Raw genomic sequence first — 24,947 nt, forward strand, 5'->3', positions numbered from 1 at the left:
ATTTCGTAGTAGAACTTTCTTCCGATTGGAAGATTTGACATTATTCGATAGAATAGGTAAAGAACGAAAAAATGTCGACGGAGGGATAACGTGAAAAAAATCTTTGCTTCTTCGGTTCTGGCAACTGCTGTATTGTTTCCTGTCCTCGTGAACGCGGAAGAACTAAATTTTCCGTCTAATATGACGGTAAGCCAAAAAGTAGAAATACGAAAAGGAGCTACTGAGAGTTATCCAGTAGTTTCATCGATTCCAACTGGCCAAAAAGTAATCGTAATTGACAAAGTCACTAATTCATTTGGTGAAACATGGTACCGCGTAGATTTAGGAAATGTGAAAGGCTGGGGGCCTGCAGATCACTTCACAACAGCAAGCAGTAGCGGTATTCAGGCAGGCAAAGAAGCAGTGGTCAATAGCGATAACGTAAACGTAAGAAAAGGAGCAACTACTTCGTACGAAGCAATTGCGAAACTATCAAAGGGCCAGATTGTTAAAGTAATTGATAGTTTTACAAATAAGAACAATGAACTGTGGTATCAAATCCAAACCGGTACTATAAAGGGCTGGGTCAACCAAGAGTTTCTGTCTCCTAAACCCGAAGTAAATCCCGCTCCTCCTCAAGCAACTGAAAAAACTGTCCAAGCAGATAAAACCGCTGTTAGAAGAGGAGCCGCTGATACATACAAAGCAGTAACATATCTCGTGAAAGGACAAAAAGTTCGAATTATTGATACATTTAAAAATTCTATGGGAGAAACGTGGTACCGAGTGGATTTGGGGGCGGTCCAAGGCTGGGTGATAGAAACTGCTTTTAAACAATCAAGCCTTCCTCCGGCTCCTGAAACGACCGAACTCCCGGCAATTGGCACCTATGTATATAGCCACTTAAATGGGCTGAATGTAAAAAGAGGAGCAGCTGATTCATATACTACTGTTGCTTCACTAAGTTTGAATCAGAAAATAAAGGTTCTCGACCATTTTGTCTATACAAATGGTGAAGCTTGGTTAAGAGTAGAAGTAAACCCTTCTTTAGCCGGATGGGTTCCTGCTGATGCTGTAGGCACTTCCCAGGCATTAAATCAAACTTTATACGTAAGCGTTGATACCGCCAATCTAAGGAGCGGCCCATCAACAAATTATAGTATTATTGACCGGGCTTCCAAAGGCACCATTTTAAAAGCAGTTGATACAGCTAGGGATTCAAATGGAGGCCTATGGTACAAAGCGATTACAAGCAGAAATCAAGTTGTCTGGGTACACTCAACAGTCGTAACAAATCAACCCGTTTCGAGCGTTGCAACAAAATATGTCGCTACAAAAAATGCTGTTCTCTATTCAGGAGCATCTTTCCAATATGAAGTGAAAGAGAGACTTGCCTATAACAGCAAAGTAACCGTTTTAAACGAAGTTGTTAATTCATTAAATCAAACATGGGTTCAAATTAAAAGTTCAACCGGTCGAACAGGCTGGACGCCTAAATATGAATTAATCTCTTCAAAAAATGACTTGCAATATGTATATGCTCTGAATAAAGCAGTAATCCGAAGAGGTGCTGGAACGAACTATTCTGTATCCGCTTATTTAAAAGAGAACGATAAGCTTATTGTGCTGCAAGAAATAAATGGATGGTTAAATGTTGAAACTCTTGGCGGAAAGAGAGGATGGATAGACAAATCATTAACCTCAAAAGTGTCTACGAAAAAGTTAATTTCGCCGACTGTTGAAACGATTGACGGCGATCAGCATTTAATATGGAAAAAAACAAGCAATTTTAATTTAACCTATTCAATCCTTTCTTCCAACCGCTTAAAGCTTTCCGGCGGATTTACGGATGTTGAAGTGCCATCTACTAAAATAAAAGGAATCAGCTCAATCGATCCGTCCGGGGTCATTACCTTTGAACCGGGATATACATTTACAATTAGAAATTATCCAGACAAAGTGACGATTAAAATTATTCAGAATGGTTTAGCCGGCAAGAAGATAATCGTTGATGCCGGCCATGGTGGAAAAGATACAGGAGCAATTGGTCCGACCGGTTTAAGAGAAAAAGATGTGAATCTCGCAACAGCGCTGCTTTTAAAAGCTGAGTTGGAAAAAAAGGGAGCCATCGTCACACTAACCCGTTCAACGGATATTTTTCTCGAACTGAGTGAAAGAACAGCTATTGCAAATTCATCTCATTACGATGCGTTTATCAGTATTCATGCTGACTCTCTTTCGACTACCTCAAGAGGAACAACTACTTATTATAATACAACGGTAAACTTTAACGGACCAAAAAGCAAGAAACTGGCAGATGCGATCCAGAAAAATATAATTTCTTCAATGGGCACTTACGATCGCGGTGTTAAAGAACAAGAATTCTATGTTAATAGAATGAACCAACTTCCAAGTATTTTAGTTGAACTAGCTTTCATATCCAATCCTAAAGAAGAAGCATTGCTTCGTTCGACAGCATTCAGGCAAAAAGCAGCAATCGAGATTACGAAAGGGCTCGAAGAATATTTTACTAATTTCTAATTTCTTGCAATCTATTTCCTATGCTATCTAAATATGGTAATCTACTAATGAAAAATGATTTGGGATTATGTATTTCTTTTTCCCAAATCATTTTTTCTAAACATTAATCAGGAGGTTTTTTTAAAAAAATGAACCGTACTAAGAAAATTGTCGTTGCCGGTGCATTAGCTTTAGGGATTGGAGCTGGCGCGTATATGTTCACGCCTAAAGGCATAAACGCTGCTAGCAACGTCGTCTTAGCGAGTGTTGATTGGGTAACATCCCAAATTAATCCTATGAAAACAAAAATAGCCGATTTAGAATCAAAAGTTGCTTCTCAGCAGCAAGAAATAAATAATTTGAAAGCGCAGCTTTCTCAAATTGGGAATCCGACTACACCGCCAGCAAATGGACAATTGCCTTCAACCGTTTATACGATTAAAAGTTCCGTAACCATCCATTCAGGAGCAGCAAGAAGTTATAAAGTAGTCGCAACAAAGCCGGCGGGTTCAGCACTAAAGGTGATCGATTCTTTTAATAATCCCTCTACCGGGTTATGGTATCGTGTAGAAATCTCTTCTACAGTAAAAGGATGGGTTTTCTCAGGTGATGTTTCAACATCGAAACCATCAGCCTCTGGACCAACCCAGGTTATTACAACGGGTGATGTTCAACTACGCAGAGGCGCATCTGACAGCTATTCAACCATTCAACTCATTCCAAAGGGAACAACTTTAAAATATATTCAAACTTTTGTTAACGCAAAGGGTGAAACCTGGTATAATGTTGAAACCTCATCAGGTGTTAAAGGCTGGATTTTAGGCAGCCTTGGCGAGGTGAGGTAAATTGAAAAAGATCGTTTATTTATTTTTACTTTTCATTAGCACCTTTCCATCGTTCGCAAAAGCAGCGGAACCTGTTCAATATCCAAATGAAGTGAATGTATCTGTTTACTTGTCAGATAACTTTACGATTACTTTAAATGGTTCATATCAGTTGTATAACAAAGATACCGGCGCTCAAACGATAATCCCTCAAGGTACGGTTTTAACAATAAAAAAAGATAGTACGGGAATTACTGTCAGCTACACTGGCTTCAGCCAAAATTCAGCAACAGGTTTTGATTTGCAAGAATTAGCCGGCAGCAGCCTGTCAATAGCAAAAGTAAGCAACGGTTTATCTTATCGCGGAAGCTTTTTTTTAAAACCTAATGGAAGCAAGACGGAACTAATTAATATCCTTGATATGGAAGACTACTTAAAAGGCGTTGTTCCAAGTGAAATGCCTGCCTCTTGGCCAAAAGAAGCACTTAAAGCGCAGGCAATTGCTGCCCGAAGCTATGCAGCCAATACTATGATGCTTACAAGCACTGCGGCAAGCCAAGTTTACCGGGGATATACAGCAGAGGATCCCCGTACAAATGAAGCCATCAAAGAAACGGAAGGATTAGTGGTTAAATACAACGGAAAACCCATTCAGGCATTCTTCCATTCAACAAGCGGCGGAAGAACAGCAAACGTTGGGGATGTTTGGAATTCAGATCAAAAATACTATCCATATCTTGTTTCAGTAGAAGATCCTTACGAGTCTTCTCCATATAGCAATTGGAGTGTCACTTATTCCGCTGCTGATATACTTAAATCCTTTGGTTTTACAAATAGTTCCACTGTCCTTAATGAGATAACACTTTCAAAAACGGGCGCTAACGGAGAAGTCAGAGGAGTAACAGTAAAAACCTCATCCGGTGATAAAACAATAACCGGAAATGAATCTGATATAAGAAAACTTTTTCCGCTTCAAAGCGCAAGCCATTATAATATGTTGTATTCAAACTGGTTTGACATAAAAGTAACAAAAGCGCAAAGTAATCTATCTGTCCAAACTGCAAGCGGAACAGTTTCTATATCTCAGTTAAAAGGGCAGACTGTCCAAACATCAGATGGCCAGATTGTTTTACCAGATTCAAATGTTTCCATCCAGACCGCTTCAGGTACGGTAACGAATGAAGACACAGGGATTACTTCTGTCACCATAAGCGGAAAAGGCTGGGGACATCGAATTGGAATGAGCCAGTATGGAGCGAAAGGATTTGCTGAAAAAGGCTGGAAAGCAGAACAAATTCTTACTCATTATTTTAAAGGAACAACAGTATCGAAATAAGGAAAACCGGGCGTTCGACAACGCCCGGTTCTTTTATGTTCCTATCATGGAATGAAAGCTCATAATTGAGATTGACGAAAAAAGGGGCCAGGCCCTTTACAATTGAGTCAGCCCCTTGCTTTTTGTGCTTCTTGGATATGAACCAGCAGGTCATCGACTATACTTTTCCAAGAATATTGCTCAACAGCAAGTTTACGGCCGTTTTGGCACATTTGTTCATATTCGTTTTCCGAAATTTTCATAAGCTCGGATACGGCTGAAGCAATCCCTTCAGGGTTCTCCGGAGGGGCAATTTTACCGCACTGATATTCTTCCAATATCGCGGCACTTTCTCCATCGCCGCAATATAAAACAGGTGTTCCAGTAGAGATGGCAGGAAATATTTTTGAAGGCCTTGCACCCTTAAATAATTCAATATTTCGTAATGAAACAATACTAAAATCAGCAATCGAAAACATTCTCGGCATTTCCGAAACGGGAACAGAACCGTAGAAGGTAACATTATCAAGCTTAAGATCTTCCTTTAGCTTTAATAGCTTCTCCCTTTCTTGGCCGTCACCGACAAACAAGAAATGAACATCAGGTTCTCGTTCCTTTAATAGGGCAGCAGCCCTTAATACAGAATCTAACCCTTGTGCATATCCTAGAGTACCTGCATACATAAAGACTTTCTTATTCTCAATGCCAATTTCTTTTAATAAATCCTTATCCTTTGGCATCGGATGAAATGTATCTGTATTTACCCCATTTGGTAAAAGAAATACGTCTTTCTCATTCTTTCCTTTCCGGATCATGTACTCTTTAATTCCTTCAGTCGCCGTCGCTATTTTCCACGATTTTTTATAAAGGAAATTCTCAAGCCATTCGGCCATTCGAATAAACACTTTATTTTTTAGAATCCCTAGTTCCACAGCGGATTCTGGCCAAATATCAGCCACATTGAATATAAACTTTGCCCTTTTTATTTTCGCGCCTAAATAACCTGTAATCCCAAGAAATAAAGGCGGAGAATTACAAATAATCACATCCGTGGGCTTAGATTTAAAGATCGAATAAAACGCACTAAACGTAAATGAAAAATAGGATGCCAACCGTTTCCAAAAACTTCCCTTTGGCGACGGATAGATCCATGAACGATGAACCGGTATTCCGTCCCAGTCTTCAAATAAATAAAACATTCCTCTATATTCTTCAGGTATTACTCCCTTTGGATGATGAGGAAAAGCTGTAAGTACTTCCACCTGATGCCCTCTTTTAATAAGTTCCTTGCTTACTTCGTAAACCCTTATTTGAGGTGCACCTGTTTCAGGGGGAAAATGTTGACATAAGTAGATAACTCTCATTTTCCCATCTCCATTATTTTTGAATAATTTGTTTAATATACGCTTCCAGTTTATCCTTTAAATCTGGCCGTTTTAAGGCAAAATCGATTGAGGCTTGAAGGAATCCAAACTTATCCCCTACATCATACCGGTTTCCTTTAATAATGTAGGAATAAATAGATTCTTTTTCAAGCAAGCTGTCGATCGCATCTGTTAACTGAATCTCGCCTTTTTTATCAGGTTTTACTTGCTCAAGCATATCAAAAATAGCAGGAGTTAAAATATATCGCCCAACGATTGCCAAAGTAGACGGTGCTTTCTCCACTGGCGGCTTTTCAACAAGGCTATTTACCTTGTAAAGTTCGCCTTGTTGGTCTGAAAAATCGACAATTCCATATTTATTCACTTCTGAAAGAGGAACTTCGTTGCATCCAAGAATACTTGATTGAACTTCATTAAATTGGTCAATCATTTGGCGCAATGCCGGAACTTCACTATCAACGATATCATCGCCAAGCAGAACAGCAAACGGCTCTTTTCCGATAAATTTCTTCGCACATAAAACAGCATGTCCGAGGCCAAGAGGTTCTTTCTGGCGAACATAGTGGATATCTACCATGTTTGAGATATTCTCAACGATTTCAAGCATGTCATTTTTTCCTGTTTTTTTAAGAAGCAATTCCAATTCAACTGATTTATCAAAATGATCCTCAATTGCACGTTTGTTTCTTCCGGTAACAATAATAATGTCCTCTATTCCGGATTGAACAGCTTCTTCGATAATATACTGAATAGTAGGCTTATCAACAATTGGCAGCATTTCCTTTGGCTGGGCTTTTGTAGCAGGCAAAAACCGAGTTCCAAGTCCTGCTGCAGGTATAACTGCTTTTTTGATCATGACTTCATCCCCCTCTGCAAGGTTTCTTCATATAAGTTCAACATTCCATTTGCGTTATCAATCCAGTTATAGTGTTCCTTCACATGTTGAATTCCTGCAGAACCCATCTCCAATCTTTTTTGAGGCTCCTCTATTAATCGGTTAAATGCTCTAGCTAGCTCCAAATGGTTTTCTTTAGGGACTACAAACCCTGTTTTCCCATCGAGTACAACTTCAGGAAGCCCTCCAACGTTGGAGACAACAACAGGAACACCGCAGGCCATGCTTTCTACAGCTGCTACTCCAAAACTCTCACTATCCTCAGTGGAGGGAACTGCAAAAATATCCATTTGATTAATGTACTCAGGAACACGGTCATTAGGCACCCGGCCTGTAAAGGTGGTCACATGACTGATACCAAGATCCTTTGATAATTGTTCATACTCTGATCGCTGCGGGCCATCGCCGACAATTAGCAATTTTGTGTTTGGATTCGTTTCAAAAACTTTTGCAAAAGCTTTTATTAAATCAGCGATTCCATATTTGTCTGAGAGAGCTTTCACCGTTCCGATTGTTATATTCTCTTCAGATTTAAGTCCTTCTATTGGCCGGAATTTATTTAAATCTACTCCGAATGGTGTAACAAATATTTTTTTATTTATATATTTGTTCGTTTCCTTTGCCATGACATGGCTTGTCGAACAAATGACATCGGCCTTCTCAAGAGTATATTCAACAATTTTGCGATTAACGCTGCCTTGCTGCGGAAATTGAAAAATGTCTCTTCCCCATACAGAAACATAGAAAGGATGATAATTGGCTAAAGCACCGATAAATCCATAGCTTGATACATAATGAGCATGGAAAATATCAGGCTTAAATTGTTTAAGCACTTTTTTTAATGAAAAAACACTCGAAAAATAAGAGAATTTCCCGGGTAATAGTTTAGGAAGCACATATGTGTCAACTTCTTGTGCATTTTCTGCCGAATAATGGTCAGCAAATGTCACTACTTTAACGTCAATTCCTTTATTTTTGTAAAACAAAGCCCATTTGTGTGTGTGTATCGACTTGCTTGGAGCTAGTAATAAGACTTTCATATTTCCTCCTTTAACAAGACACTTGCTACTCTCTCGACTCTTGCTACCCACGAGTGTTTTTCAATGAACGTTTTCTTAATGTTCTCTCGATAAAGCTCCGCATTGTTAATCATCGTTGCAATTGCTTCTGCCATTGAATTTGGATCATCCTTGCAAATAACACCGTAGCCATCTCGATTGATGATTTCCTCTTGGGCAGAGCAGTTTGTGGCGATAACAGGCAATTCATTTGATAGATATTCTACCAGCTTTACCGGAACTGAAAAATCATTGTACGTACTTTTGAACCGGGGAATAAAAGCAAAATCCATCTCTTGATAGAGCTGATTTAAAGCTTCTCCGCTAAGGTGCTTTACAGTTACCTTCAAATTCTTGAGCCTTTCTTTTTTGTTATCAGGAAGTTTTTCATATTCATCTTGCCGGCAAACGACCGTTAAATCGCAAACCTGTCCCTCTTTGTTAACGATCTCCAGGGCATCAAGAAGTAAAAATAGACCGTAATCTTCATTGTTAATGCCGCCTACATAAATTCCCTTTCCCGTTTGTCCAGAGGAATTGTTTCGTACAATTTCCCGTTTTCTTCCTCCAGGCGGCAAAGCAACCTTTTTTCGATTAATTTCTACAAAATTGCCCATCGCATCACTTGGAAGAAAAATAACATGACAATATTTTTCATAAAACTTTTCTTCCAATCGGTAAATTGTCTTCATTACATGCTTTTTAACACCTTTTAAAGGATAAAGCTCATCAAATTTCCAATATACATCACGATAGAAAACACCGACTGGTATATTCCTTTGTTTTAAAAACTTCATGACCTTTAAGTCAACAAAAGGTTTTTTCGGGATATGGTTTGCATCTGTTAACCATAAAGGGATTGTTTGATTTTCCATATAACAAAACAATAGATCATCAAGCTTCCCTTGTTTCTTCCATCTCTCGAATTGATTTTCCCGATCTTCCGAAGAACCAGATAGCAACAGAATCTCGATGCCTCGTTGACTTCCCCACTCTAAAAAGGCATTATAAATTTCTTTTGGGCGAAGCTTTGAACCGCTATTTGCATTTTCAGCGATTTGGAAAGGGTAATAAAGTAAAACTGATTTCATATTTTATCTCCTTATTTCCCCTCTTGATCGTTTTTTCAGCCAAAGATTGGCCAGATCAATGCGGATTCGTATAAATAGTAAAATACCAACGAATAAACAGGTTACAAAAATCCAAATCGGATTAAATAAGAAGTCTGTAAAGCCTCCAACTAAAGTTCTCGGTATATTTACCGTAAAATAAATAAATAAACTTAAAAATATCGGATTTTTGGGAAGCCTGATAAATGTTATATATAGCACTTGAACAAGTACTGCTACAAATATTGTTCCAGCTAAGATCCCCAAATAACCAAAGTTTGCGTAGGCCTCGGCAATAAACAATGTATTTAAGACCCCGGCTGTACCTTCCTCAATTTTTTCCGGAAAGACGATTGACATGACGAGCCTTGCAGAACGAACTTGATCCATTCCAAACATTTCAACAAGGGATGCAGGCAAGCTTCTTCCATTTAAAAACGGAACCGATTTCCCAAAAATATCAAGGTGAAGAAAAGTCGGTGCAATTTGTGCAAAGATTAATCGGCCGATCGGTCCTGAATTAATAGAGAGATAAGATTCTAAATCGGTTACACCTTGAATGACAATATACATACTTACAAGTACGATGGCGCCTGCCGTTCCCCAAATAAACAGCCTTTTCCAAGAAAACTTCATTCTGCCGACATAAAGGCGCAGCAACAGAAACATAATTAAATAGAAGAAAATAGGCGATTTTGCCAGGTCATATATATTAATAAGGATAGAACCGGCAAAAAGACTAAGGAATAACAGCTTCCACTTTATTTGATTCGTTTTTACTGAATAAACATAAGCAATAAACGACAAAAGCGGAGTCAATGCAATGGCTAACATATTTCTAACAATATAGTTGCCTCCAAAATTCCGCTGAGCTTCAACCCTTAGTTCACCGGGAGACAAGTCGCCGTGTCCTATCAGTATTTCTAAAATTGGGATCTTAGGAGTCTTTAAAAAGGTATAGGCTATAGCTGCTAGAGAAATAAATGCAAGACCTGCAAAAATTAGGAAAAATTCATTTTTCTCCTGAAAAGGCAGCTCGATCCTCTTCTTCAAGTAACTTTTATACTCCTTCTCTGCGTCAAAACCAGCCAATTTCGAAACCATGAGCATGACCATTGGAAAGATGACCATGACGAAACTAATAACATAAAAGCCAATCCAACGGTATTCTTCATGCTTCAAATGATTGATCATATAGTAGTCATCTTTGCCAACAGCAATGAACAAAGTGCCAATGTAGCTGGAGATTAAGAAAGAGTAGTAAAAGATAATTGAAATCATATTCGGTTTTAAAAGGGACAGGCTTCCCGCGGCCTTTTTAAAAAAGAACACTGAAGCCACTACTACGAGTATCCAAATAATCAGATAGAGCATGATTTGCCCGCCTTTTACCTGTTTTCGATCAGTTCAACAATTTTATGTGCTGCTTTTCCATCTCCAAATACTTCTTTATAAGAAGGGTTGACATTTTTCTGAACTGCAGAAAGAATTTTATTTACATCTGTGCCAACAAGAATATTGGCATCTTCTTCAAGCGTTTCAACCCATTCAGTTTGTTCGCGGACCGTTACGCAAGGTACTTCCATAAAGTAAGCTTCCTTTTGTACACCGCCCGAATCGGTAATAATCTTTTTCGCATTTGCTTCTAAAGTAAGCATATCTAGATAACCTACTGGCTCAATTACTTTTAGATTAGGGATGTCATCTAAACGAATTCCATAACTTGAAAGCTTGTTTTTCGTTCTAGGATGGATAGGCCAAACCTTAACCTCGTCGATTTTGGAAAATGCCTCCAAAATATTCTTCATGTTCTGGACATCATCTGTATTTTCTGCCCGGTGAATGGTGATAAGATGGTATCCATTTTTAGTTAGTCCGTGTGTTTCCAGAATGTTCGATTTATCAGCTGCTAATTCACGGTTATATAAAACAGCATCATACATGACATCGCCGATATTATAAACATTTCGTGTAATATTTTCATTTCTTAAATTTTCAACTGCTGTATCGGTCGGACAAAACAAATATTCAGAAACGTGGTCAGTCATAATCCGGTTGATTTCTTCCGGCATTTTCTTATTAAAGCTTCGAAGTCCTGCTTCAATATGAATCACCGGAACGTGCAGCTTTGCTGCCGCGAGGGCGCCGGCCAATGTAGAATTTGTATCACCGTACACCATCAAGTAATCGGGCTTTTCTTTCAAGATAATTTCTTCTATTTTCGCAAGCATTTCACCAGTTTGTTTACCGTGGTTTCCAGAACCTACACCTAAGTAATAATCCGGTTTAGGTATATTTAATTCTTCAAAAAAAATGTCGGACATATTGCTGTCGTAATGCTGGCCTGTATGGATAATAAGCTCTGTATACTTTTCTCTCAATACTCTGGAAACAGGTGCCGCTTTAATAAATTGAGGCCTTGCACCTAAAACCGTCAATATTTTCATAAAAGCCACCTCGTCGTTTAAAATTTAATTCAAAATCTCTTTACTAGCTTTTCTTCGAAAGTCCTTATCAATTCGGCTAATCGCAACAATCACCATTAAATAGAGCCAAGCAAGCAATACATAAAGAAAGCTTAACTCGTGCTCTTGTACAAAATTAATAAAAATGACAGCTGCAATCATATTGACAAATAAAAATATCATTTTAGTAAATGACACAGGCACATAGTATACTTTTTGGCTCTGCTTAAAGATAAAAACAACTGCAATCATATAGGCAATTAAATAAGCCGCAACCGCACCCCAAATTGAAAATTGTGGAATCAGTACGATATTCAAAATCGTATTAATGACAGCAACGATTCCAAAGGTTACGGAAATGGTAGTTGTTTTCTTTGTAAAAAACAAGCCGGATGAAATAATTAAATAGTAAAAATTCAGGAATGAGGATGCAGAAATTAAGGCGACATATTGATATGCTTCGTAATACTCTTTTCCCAAAATTCCAATGATGTAAGGCATAATGGTCGCAATTCCCATAATCCCAAAAATGCCTATCAACAACAAACCAAGGTAAATCTTAGCGAAAAGATCGGGGCTATTTTCTTTATCCTTAATAGACATAGAGTATGGCCTCCATGCCATTTGGACGCCGCTTGTCAGCAGCGTAATAACGGTAGCAAGCCTCGTCGCAGCGTTATAAATACCAACTTCCTTAAGAGAGTGAAAGGACTGCAAGAAAAAAACACTTGCATTTGCAATGACCCAGAACGCTAAGGAAGCAGGTACAAGAGGTGCTGCGTACTTTATGATTTCTTTCAAAGAAGTGAAATTAATTTTAGGCACCAAATATTCTCGGCTTATTGCGAACATCATCAGGAAAATAATTAAACTGCTGATGATTCTGCCTATTAAAATTCCTTCCGGCGATTGGACAAAATATTTTAAGAATACATAGGATAACACCGCAACAAGCAGCATCTTTCCTACTGTATAAATAACGACCGTTTTTGTTTTAAAATCAAAACGCAGGACCATTAAAACAACCACATATACCGTATCAAGAATTAAGACGCCAATACTTATGTACAATAGGCGCACATATCCGGGATTTTTAAAAAGAAGCTGTGAGATCCACGGACCTGCTATGATGACAAGCAAGGCAAAGACGGCGACAATAAACAGCCTGAAGTACATAACGTTCCGGACATATTCAAGGCGTTTGTCTTTATCTTTTGTTTCAAAATAATAGAAAGCTAAAGCTGAATCAGTCCCGAATATGATTAAAAACGAAAGCATGGACGTCCAGTTATCAATAACGCCCAAAACCCCGTACTGTGCCGGGGGTAAAAAGTTTGTATAAATAGGCAGCATGATAAAGGCGATTACTTTTGTACCGACATTCATAAATGCGTAAAGGAGCGAATCCGCTCCTAAACGCTTTATTTGTGCAAACAATTTATAACAACTCCCGCTCGTCCACCATGCGGACAAATTTAGCTGGTACACCTTTAACAAGAGTTTTTGGCTCGGTATCTTTTGTCACAAGCGCACCTGCTGCAACGAAAGTTTCCTCTTCAATTGTAATGCCCGGAAGAATAATGGAAGCTCCGCCAACACGGGCGCCCCTTTTCACAGTTGCACCTTTAATTTTATCGAATCTTTCTTCCGTTCTGCCCATATAATTATCATTTGTTGTCGTGACGCAAGGAGCAATAAACACATGGTCTTCGAGAGTTGTATAAGCAGTAATATAGGAATTCGATTGAATTTTCGTCCTGTCTCCAATTTTTACGTAATTTTCTACAGTCACACCACGTCCGACAATGACGTAGCTGCCAATCTCAACATTCTCTCTAACGCTAGCTAGATCGGCAATTAATGTGTTGGAGCCTATCTTTGCACCTCGATACACGACACAGTTTGCTCCGATTGTTACATCTTCGCCGATGATTAATGGTGGAATCGAATCAGAAAGCTTTACCGTACTCGTTTTTGCCGGTTTTGGCGGTTTTCCGAGTACTGCGCCGTCTGCAACAGTCGTATTATCACCAATAACCGTTCCTTCATGAACAGTAACACGGTTGCCAATCACGACATTTTTTCCAATCTGAACATCTTTTTCAATTACTGAAAAATGCCCAACCTTTACGGAAGAATCGAGTTTCACGGAAGGATCGATATAATTCATAAAACATAATCTCCCTTATAAATGAAATTATAGTTTCACATATTTATTTGGCTTTTCTACATCTTTCATGGCATTCCTTGTATCAAAAATCACTTTGCTTTCTTTTGCAATCATTTCATAGTCGAAATTTGAATGATCTGTTGTAATAAGAACAAGGTCTGCCTCATTTAAAAGCTCTTTTGTTAATGGAACAGTTTCTATTACCGTGTTGCATGATCTAAACGAAGGAACATACGGATCCACAACTTTATAATCTGCACCATGATGATTTAATAACTCGATAATTTTTAATACAGGAGATTCACGAACGTCATCAATGTCTCTTTTGTATGCTACACCTAAAACAACCACTTTTGCCCCGCGAAGAGCTTTTCCGTCTTCATTTAATACTTGCATGGAGCGGGTAATCACGTATTCAGGCATGCCATTATTAATCTCTCCGGCCAGTTCGATCAATCTTGTATGGTAGTTGTATTCACGTGCTTTCCATGTTAAGTAGAATGGATCAATTGGAATACAATGTCCTCCTAAACCAGGTCCCGGATAGAACGCCATGAATCCATACGGCTTTGTTTTGGCAGCTTCAATTACTTCCCAAACATCAATCCCCATTTTATCGCATAAAATGGCCATTTCATTTGCTAATGCAATATTTATATGACGGAATGTGTTTTCAAAGATTTTTTCCATTTCAGCGACTGCCGGACTGGAGACTTCGAACACATCGCCTTCCAATACATTTCGGTAAAGAGCCGCAGCAACCTTTGTACAATTTTCAGTAATTCCTCCAACTACTTTAGGAGTATTCTTTGTTTTAAAATGTTTGTTGCCCGGGTCAACACGTTCTGGAGAGTAAGCTATAAAGACTGTCTCCCCTGCTTTAAGTCCCTTCGCTTCTAGAGCAGGCTTAACAATTTCTTCTGTTGTTCCAGGGTATGTAGTGGACTCAAGGACCACAAGCATACCTTCATGTGCATATTTCGCAATCTCTTTCGCAGAACTTTCTACATAGGAAGTGTCCGGCTGTTGATAAGTGTCTAAAGGTGTTGGGACACAAATCGCCACAGCATCCAATTCTTGTATACGGGCATAATCTGTTGTTGCTTCAAGCATGCCTTTCTTAATCATTTCGGCAAGATCCTCGTCCACAACATCACCGATATAGTTAATTCCCATATTTACTTTTTCGACGCGTGCTGGCTGGATATCAAATCCGATCACTTTATACCCGGCTTTTGCTTTTTCTACAGCTAAAGGCAATCCTACATAACCAAGTCCGACGACACCGATAACAGCTTCTTTATTTTCTATTTTTTTAAGAAGATTTTCATAAGCAGTCATAGTTCCTTCTCCTTTACTGAATAACAACTTTTTTGCCTGTTTCGGCAGATTCCAGGATAGCAAGAATTAATTTTACAGGGGCAAGTCCGTCTTCACCTGCAACAATTGGTTCCCGATTTTCCTTAACAGCTGATACCATATCTTCAATGATCCACTGATGACCTGGTTTGCCAAATGGATCTTCTTTAATTTCAGCTTTTGTTTTTTCTGCTTCCTCTTCAGTTACACCTTCGATATCCCATGTTTCGATATAGTTAGCTGTTCTTCCGCTTATTTTCACTGAACCTGTTTCTCCAAAAATGGCAATTGATTCTTCAAGATTTTTCGGGTAAATGGTAGTAGCCGCTTCAATGACCCCAAGTGCACCGTTCTTAAATTGAACAACTGCTGCCGCAACGTCTTCTGTTTCAATTTTTCGCAAGCGTGTAGCTGCCATGGCTTGAACAGATTCAACGGGACCCATTAACCAAAGCATAAGATCAAGATTGTGAATGGCTTGGTTCATCAACACCCCGCCATCAAACTCTTTTGTGCCTCTCCAGTCTGCTTGATCATAATATGCTTGATTTCGGTTCCAGCGCACTGTCGCATTTGCGTGGCTTAATTTACCAAACGCACCCTTATCCATCTGTTTTTTCAGTTTTTGAATAGCGGGACGGAAACGATTCGGATGGACAACAGCAAGCTTAACGCCATGCTCTTTTGTAACCTTTATCATTTCTTCAGCATCTTCAAGCTTTAAAGACATTGGTTTTTCCACAATCACATGTCTTTTTCGTTCAGCTGCAATTTTTGTAAGCTTTGCATGCAGTCCTGAAGGAACACAAATGTTGACAACATGGATGTCTGGATTTTCATCGAGCATTAAAACAAGATCTGTATATTTTTTAACCCCCGGAAGATCGATTTCAAGACGATCCGGGTTTGTATCACAAATTGCATAAAGGTTTGCACCTTCAGCATTTTCAATTGCCTCTATATGTTTTTTTGCGATATGACCCATTCCTACAATAGCAAAATTAATCATGGTCATAGTGCCTCCTTGCATCTCCTAAATATTTGAGCAGCATTAACAGGGCAACTGTCATAACAAGGCCTAATATGACCCCTACTGCAATTCCTTCAGGAATATACGTTTTGCTTTTCTCTACATTTTCAGACAAAATTTTTGGTTTTTCAAAAAAAACAAGATCACTTCTCATTCTGTGGGCTGTTTTTTTATCGTCAGCTAATTGTTTTTCTGTTTCGATCGTAAGATCAGTCAAATCATGATACTCGGCAGGAGAAAGATTGGTGCTGTCTAGCTTTTGATAATAATCATCAAGAAGCTTTTCAGTTTTTTCCACCGATTCTTCAAGGGACTTCAAATATACCGTTGATGCTTTTAACCGTTTCTTATAATTATCCTGAAGATCTTTATTATAATTTTTAACTACTTTTTTCAATTCTGCTTCAACTTGTGATTTAGAATCGCCTTTCATCGTAAACTTTACTTGGCCTTTTTCAGAAACGAAAACATCAAGTTTGTTCTTAATACCTAATTCATCTGCACTTGCCAATATATTATCAGGATTCGTCAAATACTTGGCATCGATCGATCCTGTAAATACGACCGCTTGACCGGTATAGTTATAATCATGTTTAACGAAATATACAGCACTAGCTACCACTGCCGCTGTTATTAAAGGGACAATAACGAAAAACTTCTTCTTCTTCCAAAAATACAGTAAATATTCGTAAAGAACATACCTTTTTTTCTCTTCCGTCAAATTTCATCACCAACCTTATCAAGCAGTAAAGAAAACGTCCCCTGAAAAATGGCGACGTTTCTTAAGTTACTATTTTCCATAAAATTCGGCTATTTTCGCCACAACATATTCTTGTTGTTCAGTCTTTAACTCTGGGAACATTGGCAAAGACAATACTTCTTTTGCTGCTTTTTCAGCATTCGGAAGGTCGCCTTCTTTATAGCCAAGCTCCTTAAAAACCGGCTGCACATGAAGCGGCAGCGGATAATAAATCATAGTTGAAACACCTTGTTCGTTCAGATATTTCTGAAGTTCATCACGTTTTTCAACACGAATAGTGTACTGATGGTAAACATGATAGTTGCCTTCTTTTTCCACAGGCGTTACAACTAAATCACCAAGTTTTTCTTTTAACAACGCCGTATAAGTGGCAGCTTTTTCACGGCGAAGCTTGCTCCATCTTTCTAAATGAGGGAATTTCACATTTAGAATTGCGGCTTGGAGCTCATCTAAACGGCTATTATAGCCTAAAACATGGTGATAGTACTTCGGTTTACTTCCATGTACACGGATGACGCGTGATTTTTCTGCTACTTCATCGTCATTCGTTACAATCATTCCTCCGTCGCCATAAGCACCGAGGTTTTTAGTAGGGAAAAAGCTGTAAGTTGCAGCTGTTCCTAATTCACCAACTGACTTGCCATTATGTTTTGCACCGATAGCCTGAGCCGCATCTTCTACAACAGCCAAGTTGTATTTTTTGGCAATTTGAGCTATTCTTTCCATATCAGCCATTTGTCCATACAAATGAACCGGAATAATAGCCTTCGTTTTTTCCGTAATTGCAGCCTTAATTTTTTCCGGATCTATGTTAAATGTTGCCGGATCTATATCAACATAAACAGGTTTCGCACCTGCACGGGCAATCGCTCCGCCTGTTGCAAAAAACGTGAATGGAGTTGTAATAACTTCATCACCAGGACCTACCCCAAGCGCCTGCAATGCGATATGTATAGCGTCGCTTCCATTTCCGCAGCCAATTCCATGAGCTGTATTGCTGTATTTCGCAATATCTTGTTCCAATTTTTTCACTTGATCACCCAGAATAAACCTGGAAGAACTCATTACTTGATCTAAAACTTCAAGGACCTCAGATTTCAATTCTTGATATTGTTCACTAAGGTCAAGCATAGGTACTTTCATACCGGAAAACCTCCAAAATAATAAAATGAAATCTTTTATGCAGAAACCATGTATAGTTTAACACAGTTCATCATAATACATTGTAGAATTTATGACAAAAAAAGTATAAGTTTTTGTTTAAACCGACATTTTTTGGATAAATCTGTTCAAAATCTATTTCCCTTCGATGATTTTTGCATAAAAAAAACAAATAAGGAAACAATAGCCTGTATTGAAAATATTCTTAAAAAAACCGTTTGTATCTATAAGCCACAAACGGTTTTTAGTATATAAAATTTTAAAAGCGTTGTCTGTCAAAAGAACGTCTGCCTGTCAGTTTCTTTAACAAATTTAAAATCGGCTTATATTTTACATGAACGATGCCAATCACTTCGGCAACTACTTCTGTAATAACCAAAAGGCCAAAAATAATGAATATTGTTCCCCATAGTGTTGATTCAGAAACTAATATAGCACTGATGCTGAACAAAATTCCAAAAGCATAAATCGCCAAGACCGTATTCCTGTGAGAGAGGCCCAGTGCCAATAAACGATGGTGCAAGTGCGATTTATCAGGAGCCGAAATCGGTTTTTTATTAACAATCCGTCGAATAATAGCGTAGGTAGTATCAAAAACCGGAACACCTAAAATAATGATAGGCACTAAAAAGCTGAAAAGTGTAACACTTTTGTACAAACCTAATAACGAAAGTATGGAGATAGAATACCCTAAAAACAGGGCTCCTGTATCACCCATGAAGATTTTTGCAGGATGGAAATTATAGAAAAGAAACCCGATGATGCTTCCAAGCAAAATCACTGATAAGGTGAAAATAAGCATTTTCCCCGCCGATGCCGCCATGATTGCAATCGTCGCAATTCCAATTGCTGAGATCCCGGCTGAAAGACCATCCAAACCGTCAATCAGATTAATCGCATTTGTAATCCCTACGATCCAAAGGACGGTAATCGGATAACTCCAAAAACCTAATTGGAATTTTCCGATATATGGTATTGACACGAAGTCCATCTTCAAGCCGCTTGCGACAATCAACGCTGCCACCAGAAGCTGCCCGGCAAATTTGACTTTGGCTGAAAGCTCGTACTTATCATCCAGCATGCCAATCAACACGATAAGGATAGCGCCTAAACTAATAGCAGTTACTTTTTCATTATAAACTCCGCCTGCAAAGTAACCGGCTATTACGCCAATAAAGATGGCCAAACCTCCCAATCGGGGCATCAGCTTGCTATGCACCTTTCTTGCATTAGGTTTGTCTACAGCTCCGATTTTAATTGCTAACTTTATGACAAATGGCGTTACGATCAGGACTGTAATTAAAGACACAAAAAAAGCTATAACAGCTTGTGTATACATTCATCATCACCTTATTAAGAGGTTTGCTTTATTGTTTGTCAATCATACATATCGTAACACATATCTTTAAGAACGCAATGATTTTTTTATGGAAGGTATATTATGTATTATTTCCTGTAATACTAAACTCCTCTGACTTTTTCCCTATCGCTCTTAAGTTAAAACATCTTCATTTTTACCTTATATATAGAGACGAGATTAATCGCAAAAAGTTACAAATTTTTTCATTAATTTTAGAAAACTTTCATGAGTTTTTACTCCCAACCTTAACATGGAAATTGAATTCATTTTAAAACAAAACCAGCATAATAAGGCGGTGTGAGCGAAGCCAAGCTCAAACTATTTACAAAACTAAACAAGATTCTCGCTCAGACAGGTTATCATTTCTATTTTTATTGGCGCAGCTCCGCCCCTTTTCCACAGAAAGCTTTCATGAGTTTTTACTCCCAACCTTAACATGGAAATTGAATTCATTTTAAAACAAAACCAGCATAATAAGGCGGTGTGAGCGGAGCCAAGCTCAAACTATTTACAAAACTAAACAAGATTCTTGCTCAGACAGGTTATCATTTCTATTTTTATTGGCGCAGCTCCGCCCCTTTTCCACTAGAAAAAACTCCCTCTTCAACATATAAATATCCAGTATGTTATAATTCGGCTAGGAGAATTTTATATTTTAATCTCATTCGGGAGCGAACTTTATGTTAACAAAGGTTAAAATGCTATTCAGTGACAGTGCACGTGAAATAAAACGCCTGTCAAAATTGGTCGAAAAAGTAAATTCTTTAGAACCAAAGTATGAAAAAATGTCAGATGAAGAGCTGCGAAATTTGACAACACATTTTAAACAAGAATTAAAAAACGGAAAAACAATCGATGATATTAAGATAGAGGCTTTTGCTGCTGTAAGAGAAGCATCAAAACGTGTGCTCGGTTTAAGGCACTTTGATGTTCAGCTGATCGGAGGATTTGTTCTTCATGAAGGAAGCATCGCAGAAATGCAAACCGGTGAGGGAAAAACACTTGTTGCAACTCTTCCAAGTTATTTGCATGCTCTAGAAGGAAAAGGAGTCCATATTATCACCGCAAATGAATACTTGGCCAAACGGGATTATGAGATGATGGGAAAAATCCATCAATTCCTTGGCTTACATGTAGGATTAAATATATCCCAGCTGTCGCCAGAAGAGAAAAAGAAGGCATATGCCGCAGACATTACATATGGTACAGGGAATGAGTTTGGTTTTGATTACCTTCGTGACAATATGGTTTACGATATCCATGACAAAGTCCAGCGGGGCCATCATTATGCGATCGTCGATGAAATTGACAGCATTCTGATCGATGAAGCAAGGACTCCATTAATCATCGCCAATAAATCAAGCCTTGGTGCTGAATTATTCAATATTACAGCAGAAATAATAAAGTCCTTCAAAGAAGATACAGATTATGAACTCTATCCGGAAACAAAACAAGTCTACTTAAAAGACGAAGGCGCCCATAAAATTGAAAAAGCATTCGGAATTGATAATCTATATGATGCCGAACACCAAGATCTTTTTCACAATGTGATGCAGTCTTTGCGTGCATTTGCTGTAATGAAAAAAGATGTAGATTATATTGTGAAAGAAGGAAAAGTACTTCTCATTGATAAATTTACAGGCCGTATTATGGAAGGCCGAACGTTTAGCGAGGGGCTGCATCAAGCAATCGAAGCAAAAGAAGGTTTAGAGATCACAGAGGAAAATGATACACTGGCTACCATAACGATACAAAATTATTTTAGAATGTACAAAACCTTATCAGGAATGACAGGAAGTGCTACGCCTTCTAAACAAGAATTTTTGGAGACATATAACTTGCAAGTCGTATCAATTCCTCCGAACCGTCCTGTACAAAGGATTGATTATGATGACCTCATCTTTGCAGACTATCAATCTAAAGTTAAAAGAATCATAGAAGAGGTTAAGAGAATTCATTCAGAAGGCCGTCCGATATTAATTGGAACGACATCAATTGAACAATCGGAAAAATTATCAACATACCTTTCAAAAAACGGTATTAAACACCTTGTCTTAAATGCAAAAACAGAAGAAGATGAAGCAAAAATTATTGCCCTGGCAGGACAAAAAGGCCAAGTCATGCTGGCAACAAACATGGCCGGAAGAGGAACAGATATTTTACTCGGTGAAGGAGTCAGAGAGCTCGGCGGACTGCATATTATCGGAACAGAAAGACATGAAAGCTTCCGCATTGACATGCAGCTTAGAGGGCGGGCAGGAAGGCAAGGAGACCCGGGATCAAGTCAATTTATTATTTCAATAGAAGATGACCTTTTTATGAATTATGATCCGGAGGCACTTGATCGATTTAAGAAAAAAATGAAGACAGATGAAAATGGACTTATTCTCTCTCCAGACCCTAACAAATTTGTTAGAAAAGTTCAGGAAACAGTAGAAAATGCCCATTACTCTGCAAGAGCTCATTTATTAAAACTGGATAATGTCATTGACAGACAAAGTAAAGTGATTTATTCGATGCGCGATCGAATCCTAAAAGCAACTTCAGATGAAACATTTCCTGAAGTGATCGGTTATATGAAAAACTATATAACCCGGGTTGTGGCGAAATACTGTAATGATGACATCCCTTCAATAGAATGGAATTTAAATGGATTAAAGGAAGAATTAAGCTTTATTTTCATCCACTTCTCATTAACGGTGAAAGATTTTGAAGATAAAGATCAGAACGAAATCACAGACCTTGTTTTAAAGGAATTCGAGCAATTAGAAAAACAAATTCTTTCCCTCCAAGAAGATCAAGAACTTGGAAATCATTTAAAGCGGTTTATGCTGCAAGTCATTGATTCCCGCTGGATCGAACATCTTGAAATAATGAATCAAATGAAAGAGGGAATCCATTTAAGAGGATATGGGCAAGAAGATCCTTATCGGGTATTTGAAATAGATGCTCTTGCGGAATTTAACAATTTACTTTTTAAAATCGAATCCGGAATTAGTCTGCGATTTATCGAATATATCAAAAATCAATATGAATTTGAGCCGAAACAATAACCAGGGGGGAGAATGCAAGTGGCATTTTTTAAAAGAAAAAGAAAAGAAGAGAATCTGGAGAAAGAAAAAATTGACAGAAATCTCCATCTAGAGGAGAAAACCGAAGATGGACTCGTTAAAACAACATTATCATTTCACCCCGACTGGGAACTAACAAATCAAGAAAAGTATGTTTATCAATATAAACATGAACAATTACCGCTTCTAAAGCCAAATCAAATTTCGATTACAGGCATCCGCTTGATTGAATATAATGATGGTTTTGTCGTGGTAGCATTCTTAAGAAATACATTGCCGAAAGCAGTACGGTTTGAAGCTGTCAACCTTTTACTGTTAGATGAAAACGGAAATGCAATTGCGAAGAAACAGTTTGAGCTTGATGGACTGGGCGAACTTCCGTCTATGGCTTGCAGGCCTTGGCGGTTTTTATTCTCGAATGAAGATAAGCTGACAGATACGATTCCTGCTGAGGGCTGGCAAATTGCCTTTGAATTAAAACAGTCAAATCCAAAGCATCAGCTGGACCTTGCAGAAAGCTGGGAACAACAGCTTTCTCCACTTCAAAAAGAGCAATTAGAAAAATTGGTCACATCCCTCCCTGCCCTTAAGCAAGGAGAAATTAATTTTATGGGGATTGAAGCAAAAATGACAGACGAACAAAACCTAGCTGTTACCGTTCTTATTAGAAACGGCACGGATAAAAATATTCAGCTTGAACAAATCCCCCTCATCGTAGAAGATGCAGCAGGAGATGTTGTCTCTAAAGGCGGATTTACTTTAAATGACTTTGAAGTAAAAGCCAATACAAGCAAGCCTTGGACCTTTATCTTCCCTAAAGAATTGATATTAAAAGACAATCCGGATCTATCAAGATGGAAAGTATACCCGCCGTCGAACTAACAAAGGGCCAGACCCTTCTTAGTTTATCTAACTAATAAAAAGCGTTCCTGCACTAAGCAAGAACGCTTTTCCTTTAATAAAGATAAAGCAACAGCAGCTCATTAATAAATAAAAAAACCTCTTGCTATAATGTTAATAACAAGGGGTTTTTGAACATTTAACCTATTATTACGGAACAGGAATATAATCAATATAATCAGGCATATTTGTAATATATAATTTTGAACCAAGATTATATTGTCCGCCATATAAATTATCAAAACTATAAACTCGATATGTTTCTCCAGGATTTAAAACTCTCACAAAGGTAAGCTTGTTTTCATCATCACGCTGCCAGAGATTTATTTTCTTTTTCACATACACAGTTCCAATTTGTCCGCTTTTCACAGGAGTTGCTGCATATGCGCTTTTTACTTGCTCATTATTAAGATATCTTTTAGCACCTATGTATCTAGTTTTATAGTAACTCATATCCAAGTTAGAAATAGTGACTCCTTTACTGGAAGAAGCATGGATAAATTCATTATTTCCTATGTACATGCCAACATGTGAAGGGCCTTGATTATTTGTATTAAAAAACACTAAATCTCCCGGAACTAAACTGTTTCGGTCAACACTTTCTCCCTGGTAAAATTGATCGGCGCATCTTCTTGGCAGCTGTACATTGAATTCTTTAAAAACATATTGGAGGAACCCTGAACAATCAAATCCTTGAGGTGTAGTTCCGCCCCATTTATAAGGAGTTCCAATAAAATTTTTGGCATAATCGACAATATCCTCATTTTCTGCGGCAATTGCGGTAGTTTTAACCATAAACAGAAACGGTATCGAAAGCATAATGGCTAATATTACCCGTGCAGCTTTTTTCATGGTTATGTATCCTCCTGTGAAAGCTTATGTATATTCCTGCCAATTAATTATGTAATTTGTAAGTATAGTAGAATTTTACAACAAACTTAGACAAATAACTATTTCAGTAATCTTACAATTGTCGAATAATATTACATTTTGATTACAATTGTAAATTCCCGTCAGGTTCTAAAATAAAAAGGGCTGATCTAAAAGGTAAAAAACTGTGTACCTCTTAGATCAGCCTCTATATTTTTTCAAGAATTTTATTTAGATTCAGACAAATGTTTACTTTTTTAGCTAAATTCAGGCCAATTGACTTGAACCTCGTCACCTTCAATTTTTTCTAATGTTCTATATTTAAATGGAACAAGGTCTTCTTCCTTTTTATTTATAAATTCCTTAGCTATTTCAAAGGGAATTAAATCGAACTGGTTCTCATTTTCTGAAATAAAATAAGCGCCAATGATTTGCCCTTTTTTCTTAAGATCAAGATGCAGGAAAGCCGGGAAGTAAGTTTTATCCTTTGCTTCTAAAACAGCTTTAGCTGTAACTGTACCATCTTCTTCTTGCTCAACAGCATCATTACTGATCTTTTCAAGAACTTTTACAGCCCAGCCTTGCTTTTTGTAGCCCCCGATAATTTTAGGAGGGTTTTTCTTTAATTGTTCCATTATATCTTTTAAATCATTAGATTGTTCCATCGGTAACCAATACTCCCTCCATTGTTCTGAATAGTTTTATACACATTGCAG

Annotated in this window: 20 protein-coding genes; 5 read left to right on the forward strand and 15 right to left on the reverse strand. The window is 38.0% G+C overall.

Annotated features, from left to right (window positions below):
• The first annotated feature begins 90 nt into the window (after positions 1-90).
• The 3 genes from BMMGA3_RS14575 to BMMGA3_RS14585 all read left to right on the forward strand — a co-directional run bounded on the left by BMMGA3_RS14575 (position 91) and on the right by BMMGA3_RS14585 (position 4,659).
• Positions 91-2,520: an SH3 domain-containing protein gene (locus BMMGA3_RS14575; protein WP_003346484.1), complete on the forward strand. Its 2,430-nt coding sequence runs from the start codon at positions 91-93 to the stop codon at positions 2,518-2,520.
• Between the two features lie 128 nt (positions 2,521-2,648).
• The gene (locus BMMGA3_RS14580; RefSeq protein ID WP_003346486.1) at positions 2,649-3,344 is read left to right on the forward strand and encodes an SH3 domain-containing protein; all 696 of its coding nucleotides are present in this window, start codon (positions 2,649-2,651) and stop codon (positions 3,342-3,344) included.
• Between the two features lies 1 nt (position 3,345).
• The gene (locus tag BMMGA3_RS14585) at positions 3,346-4,659 is read left to right on the forward strand and encodes a SpoIID/LytB domain-containing protein (protein WP_003346488.1); all 1,314 of its coding nucleotides are present in this window, start codon (positions 3,346-3,348) and stop codon (positions 4,657-4,659) included.
• Positions 4,660-4,766: 107 nt separating this feature from the next.
• Here BMMGA3_RS14585 and BMMGA3_RS14590 read toward each other — a convergent pair whose 3' ends face one another.
• The 13 genes from BMMGA3_RS14590 to BMMGA3_RS14650 form a co-directional block, all read right to left on the reverse strand.
• The gene (locus BMMGA3_RS14590) at positions 4,767-6,002 is read right to left on the reverse strand and encodes a glycosyltransferase family 4 protein (RefSeq protein WP_003346490.1); all 1,236 of its coding nucleotides are present in this window, start codon (positions 6,000-6,002) and stop codon (positions 4,767-4,769) included.
• A gap of 13 nt (positions 6,003-6,015) precedes the next feature.
• Positions 6,016-6,879 (reverse strand): UTP--glucose-1-phosphate uridylyltransferase GalU, encoded by an 864-nt coding sequence (gene galU, locus BMMGA3_RS14595; RefSeq protein ID WP_003346492.1) that lies wholly within the window; start codon positions 6,877-6,879, stop codon positions 6,016-6,018.
• On the reverse strand, positions 6,876-7,958 hold the full coding sequence (locus BMMGA3_RS14600; protein WP_003346494.1) for a glycosyltransferase: 1,083 nt from the start codon (positions 7,956-7,958) through the stop codon (positions 6,876-6,878). The genes galU and BMMGA3_RS14600 overlap by 4 nt, the downstream gene beginning before the upstream one ends.
• Entirely contained in the window at positions 7,955-9,067 is a 1,113-nt protein-coding gene (locus BMMGA3_RS14605; protein WP_003346496.1) for a glycosyltransferase, read from the reverse strand. Before BMMGA3_RS14605 ends, BMMGA3_RS14600 begins: the two co-directional genes overlap by 4 nt.
• 3 nt (positions 9,068-9,070) lie before the next feature.
• Positions 9,071-10,459, reverse strand: a complete 1,389-nt coding sequence (locus BMMGA3_RS14610; protein ID WP_003346498.1) for an O-antigen polymerase — start codon at positions 10,457-10,459, stop codon at positions 9,071-9,073.
• Positions 10,460-10,473: 14 nt separating this feature from the next.
• Positions 10,474-11,532: a non-hydrolyzing UDP-N-acetylglucosamine 2-epimerase gene (gene wecB / locus BMMGA3_RS14615; protein ID WP_003346499.1), complete on the reverse strand. Its 1,059-nt coding sequence runs from the start codon at positions 11,530-11,532 to the stop codon at positions 10,474-10,476.
• A 24-nt stretch (positions 11,533-11,556) separates the two neighbouring features.
• Complete coding sequence (locus BMMGA3_RS14620; RefSeq protein WP_003346501.1) at positions 11,557-12,987, reverse strand: lipopolysaccharide biosynthesis protein; 1,431 nt, start codon at positions 12,985-12,987, stop codon at positions 11,557-11,559.
• A gap of 1 nt (position 12,988) precedes the next feature.
• Entirely contained in the window at positions 12,989-13,720 is a 732-nt protein-coding gene (locus BMMGA3_RS14625; RefSeq protein WP_003346502.1) for an acyltransferase, read from the reverse strand.
• 27 nt (positions 13,721-13,747) lie between these two features.
• Positions 13,748-15,061, reverse strand: a complete 1,314-nt coding sequence (locus BMMGA3_RS14630; RefSeq protein WP_003346504.1) for a nucleotide sugar dehydrogenase — start codon at positions 15,059-15,061, stop codon at positions 13,748-13,750.
• 13 nt (positions 15,062-15,074) lie between these two features.
• A complete protein-coding gene (locus tag BMMGA3_RS14635) occupies positions 15,075-16,088 on the reverse strand; it encodes a Gfo/Idh/MocA family protein (RefSeq protein WP_003346506.1) in 1,014 nt (337 codons plus the stop codon).
• The gene (locus tag BMMGA3_RS14640; RefSeq protein ID WP_003346507.1) at positions 16,081-16,830 is read right to left on the reverse strand and encodes a hypothetical protein; all 750 of its coding nucleotides are present in this window, start codon (positions 16,828-16,830) and stop codon (positions 16,081-16,083) included. The genes BMMGA3_RS14635 and BMMGA3_RS14640 overlap by 8 nt, the downstream gene beginning before the upstream one ends.
• A 69-nt stretch (positions 16,831-16,899) precedes the next feature.
• Positions 16,900-18,012, reverse strand: coding sequence for a DegT/DnrJ/EryC1/StrS family aminotransferase (locus BMMGA3_RS14645; protein WP_003346509.1), 1,113 nt, complete (start codon positions 18,010-18,012; stop codon positions 16,900-16,902).
• Positions 18,013-18,289: 277 nt separating this feature from the next.
• Positions 18,290-19,369: a glycosyltransferase family 4 protein gene (locus BMMGA3_RS14650; protein ID WP_003346511.1), complete on the reverse strand. Its 1,080-nt coding sequence runs from the start codon at positions 19,367-19,369 to the stop codon at positions 18,290-18,292.
• Positions 19,370-20,070: 701 nt separating this feature from the next.
• Here BMMGA3_RS14650 and secA2 point away from each other — a divergent pair.
• Positions 20,071-22,443 (forward strand): accessory Sec system translocase SecA2, encoded by a 2,373-nt coding sequence (gene secA2, locus BMMGA3_RS14655; RefSeq protein WP_003346513.1) that lies wholly within the window; start codon positions 20,071-20,073, stop codon positions 22,441-22,443.
• Positions 22,444-22,461: 18 nt separating this feature from the next.
• Positions 22,462-23,343 carry an accessory Sec system S-layer assembly protein gene (locus tag BMMGA3_RS14660; RefSeq protein WP_003346514.1) on the forward strand — a complete coding sequence of 294 codons (882 nt, stop codon included), beginning with the start codon at positions 22,462-22,464 and terminating at the stop codon, positions 23,341-23,343.
• Positions 23,344-23,511: 168 nt separating this feature from the next.
• On the opposite strand, the gene BMMGA3_RS14665 is transcribed toward BMMGA3_RS14660, so the two are convergent.
• Together BMMGA3_RS14665 and BMMGA3_RS14670 are read right to left on the reverse strand one after the other, a co-directional pair.
• Complete coding sequence (locus BMMGA3_RS14665) at positions 23,512-24,213, reverse strand: C40 family peptidase (protein WP_003346515.1); 702 nt, start codon at positions 24,211-24,213, stop codon at positions 23,512-23,514.
• Between the two features lie 275 nt (positions 24,214-24,488).
• Positions 24,489-24,896 carry a hypothetical protein gene (locus BMMGA3_RS14670; RefSeq protein WP_003346516.1) on the reverse strand — a complete coding sequence of 136 codons (408 nt, stop codon included), beginning with the start codon at positions 24,894-24,896 and terminating at the stop codon, positions 24,489-24,491.
• Between the last annotated feature and the right edge of the window lie 51 nt (positions 24,897-24,947).

The sequence above is a fragment of the Bacillus methanolicus MGA3 genome (assembly GCF_000724485.1).
In the GTDB taxonomy this organism is placed as follows: Bacteria; Bacillota; Bacilli; order Bacillales; family Cytobacillaceae; genus Bacillus_Z; species Bacillus_Z methanolicus_A.

What these genes read in the sequence shown, in the direction of transcription:
- BMMGA3_RS14580 (WP_003346486.1), top strand. Translation starts at nt 2,649, where the DNA reads ATGAACCGTACTAAGAAAATTGTCGTTGCCGGTGCATTAGCTTTAGGG.
- BMMGA3_RS14590 (WP_003346490.1), bottom strand. Translation starts at nt 6,002, where the DNA reads ATGAGAGTTATCTACTTATGTCAACATTTTCCCCCTGAAACAGGTGCA.
- galU (WP_003346492.1), bottom strand. Translation starts at nt 6,879, where the DNA reads ATGATCAAAAAAGCAGTTATACCTGCAGCAGGACTTGGAACTCGGTTT.
- BMMGA3_RS14600 (WP_003346494.1), bottom strand. Translation starts at nt 7,958, where the DNA reads ATGAAAGTCTTATTACTAGCTCCAAGCAAGTCGATACACACACACAAA.
- BMMGA3_RS14605 (WP_003346496.1), bottom strand. Translation starts at nt 9,067, where the DNA reads ATGAAATCAGTTTTACTTTATTACCCTTTCCAAATCGCTGAAAATGCA.
- BMMGA3_RS14610 (WP_003346498.1), bottom strand. Translation starts at nt 10,459, where the DNA reads ATGCTCTATCTGATTATTTGGATACTCGTAGTAGTGGCTTCAGTGTTC.
- wecB (WP_003346499.1), bottom strand. Translation starts at nt 11,532, where the DNA reads ATGAAAATATTGACGGTTTTAGGTGCAAGGCCTCAATTTATTAAAGCG.
- BMMGA3_RS14625 (WP_003346502.1), bottom strand. Translation starts at nt 13,720, where the DNA reads ATGAATTATATCGATCCTTCCGTGAAACTCGATTCTTCCGTAAAGGTT.
- BMMGA3_RS14630 (WP_003346504.1), bottom strand. Translation starts at nt 15,061, where the DNA reads ATGACTGCTTATGAAAATCTTCTTAAAAAAATAGAAAATAAAGAAGCT.
- BMMGA3_RS14635 (WP_003346506.1), bottom strand. Translation starts at nt 16,088, where the DNA reads ATGATTAATTTTGCTATTGTAGGAATGGGTCATATCGCAAAAAAACAT.
- BMMGA3_RS14645 (WP_003346509.1), bottom strand. Translation starts at nt 18,012, where the DNA reads ATGAAAGTACCTATGCTTGACCTTAGTGAACAATATCAAGAATTGAAA.
- BMMGA3_RS14650 (WP_003346511.1), bottom strand. Translation starts at nt 19,369, where the DNA reads ATGTATACACAAGCTGTTATAGCTTTTTTTGTGTCTTTAATTACAGTC.
- secA2 (WP_003346513.1), top strand. Translation starts at nt 20,071, where the DNA reads ATGTTAACAAAGGTTAAAATGCTATTCAGTGACAGTGCACGTGAAATA.
- BMMGA3_RS14665 (WP_003346515.1), bottom strand. Translation starts at nt 24,213, where the DNA reads ATGAAAAAAGCTGCACGGGTAATATTAGCCATTATGCTTTCGATACCG.
- BMMGA3_RS14670 (WP_003346516.1), bottom strand. Translation starts at nt 24,896, where the DNA reads ATGGAACAATCTAATGATTTAAAAGATATAATGGAACAATTAAAGAAA.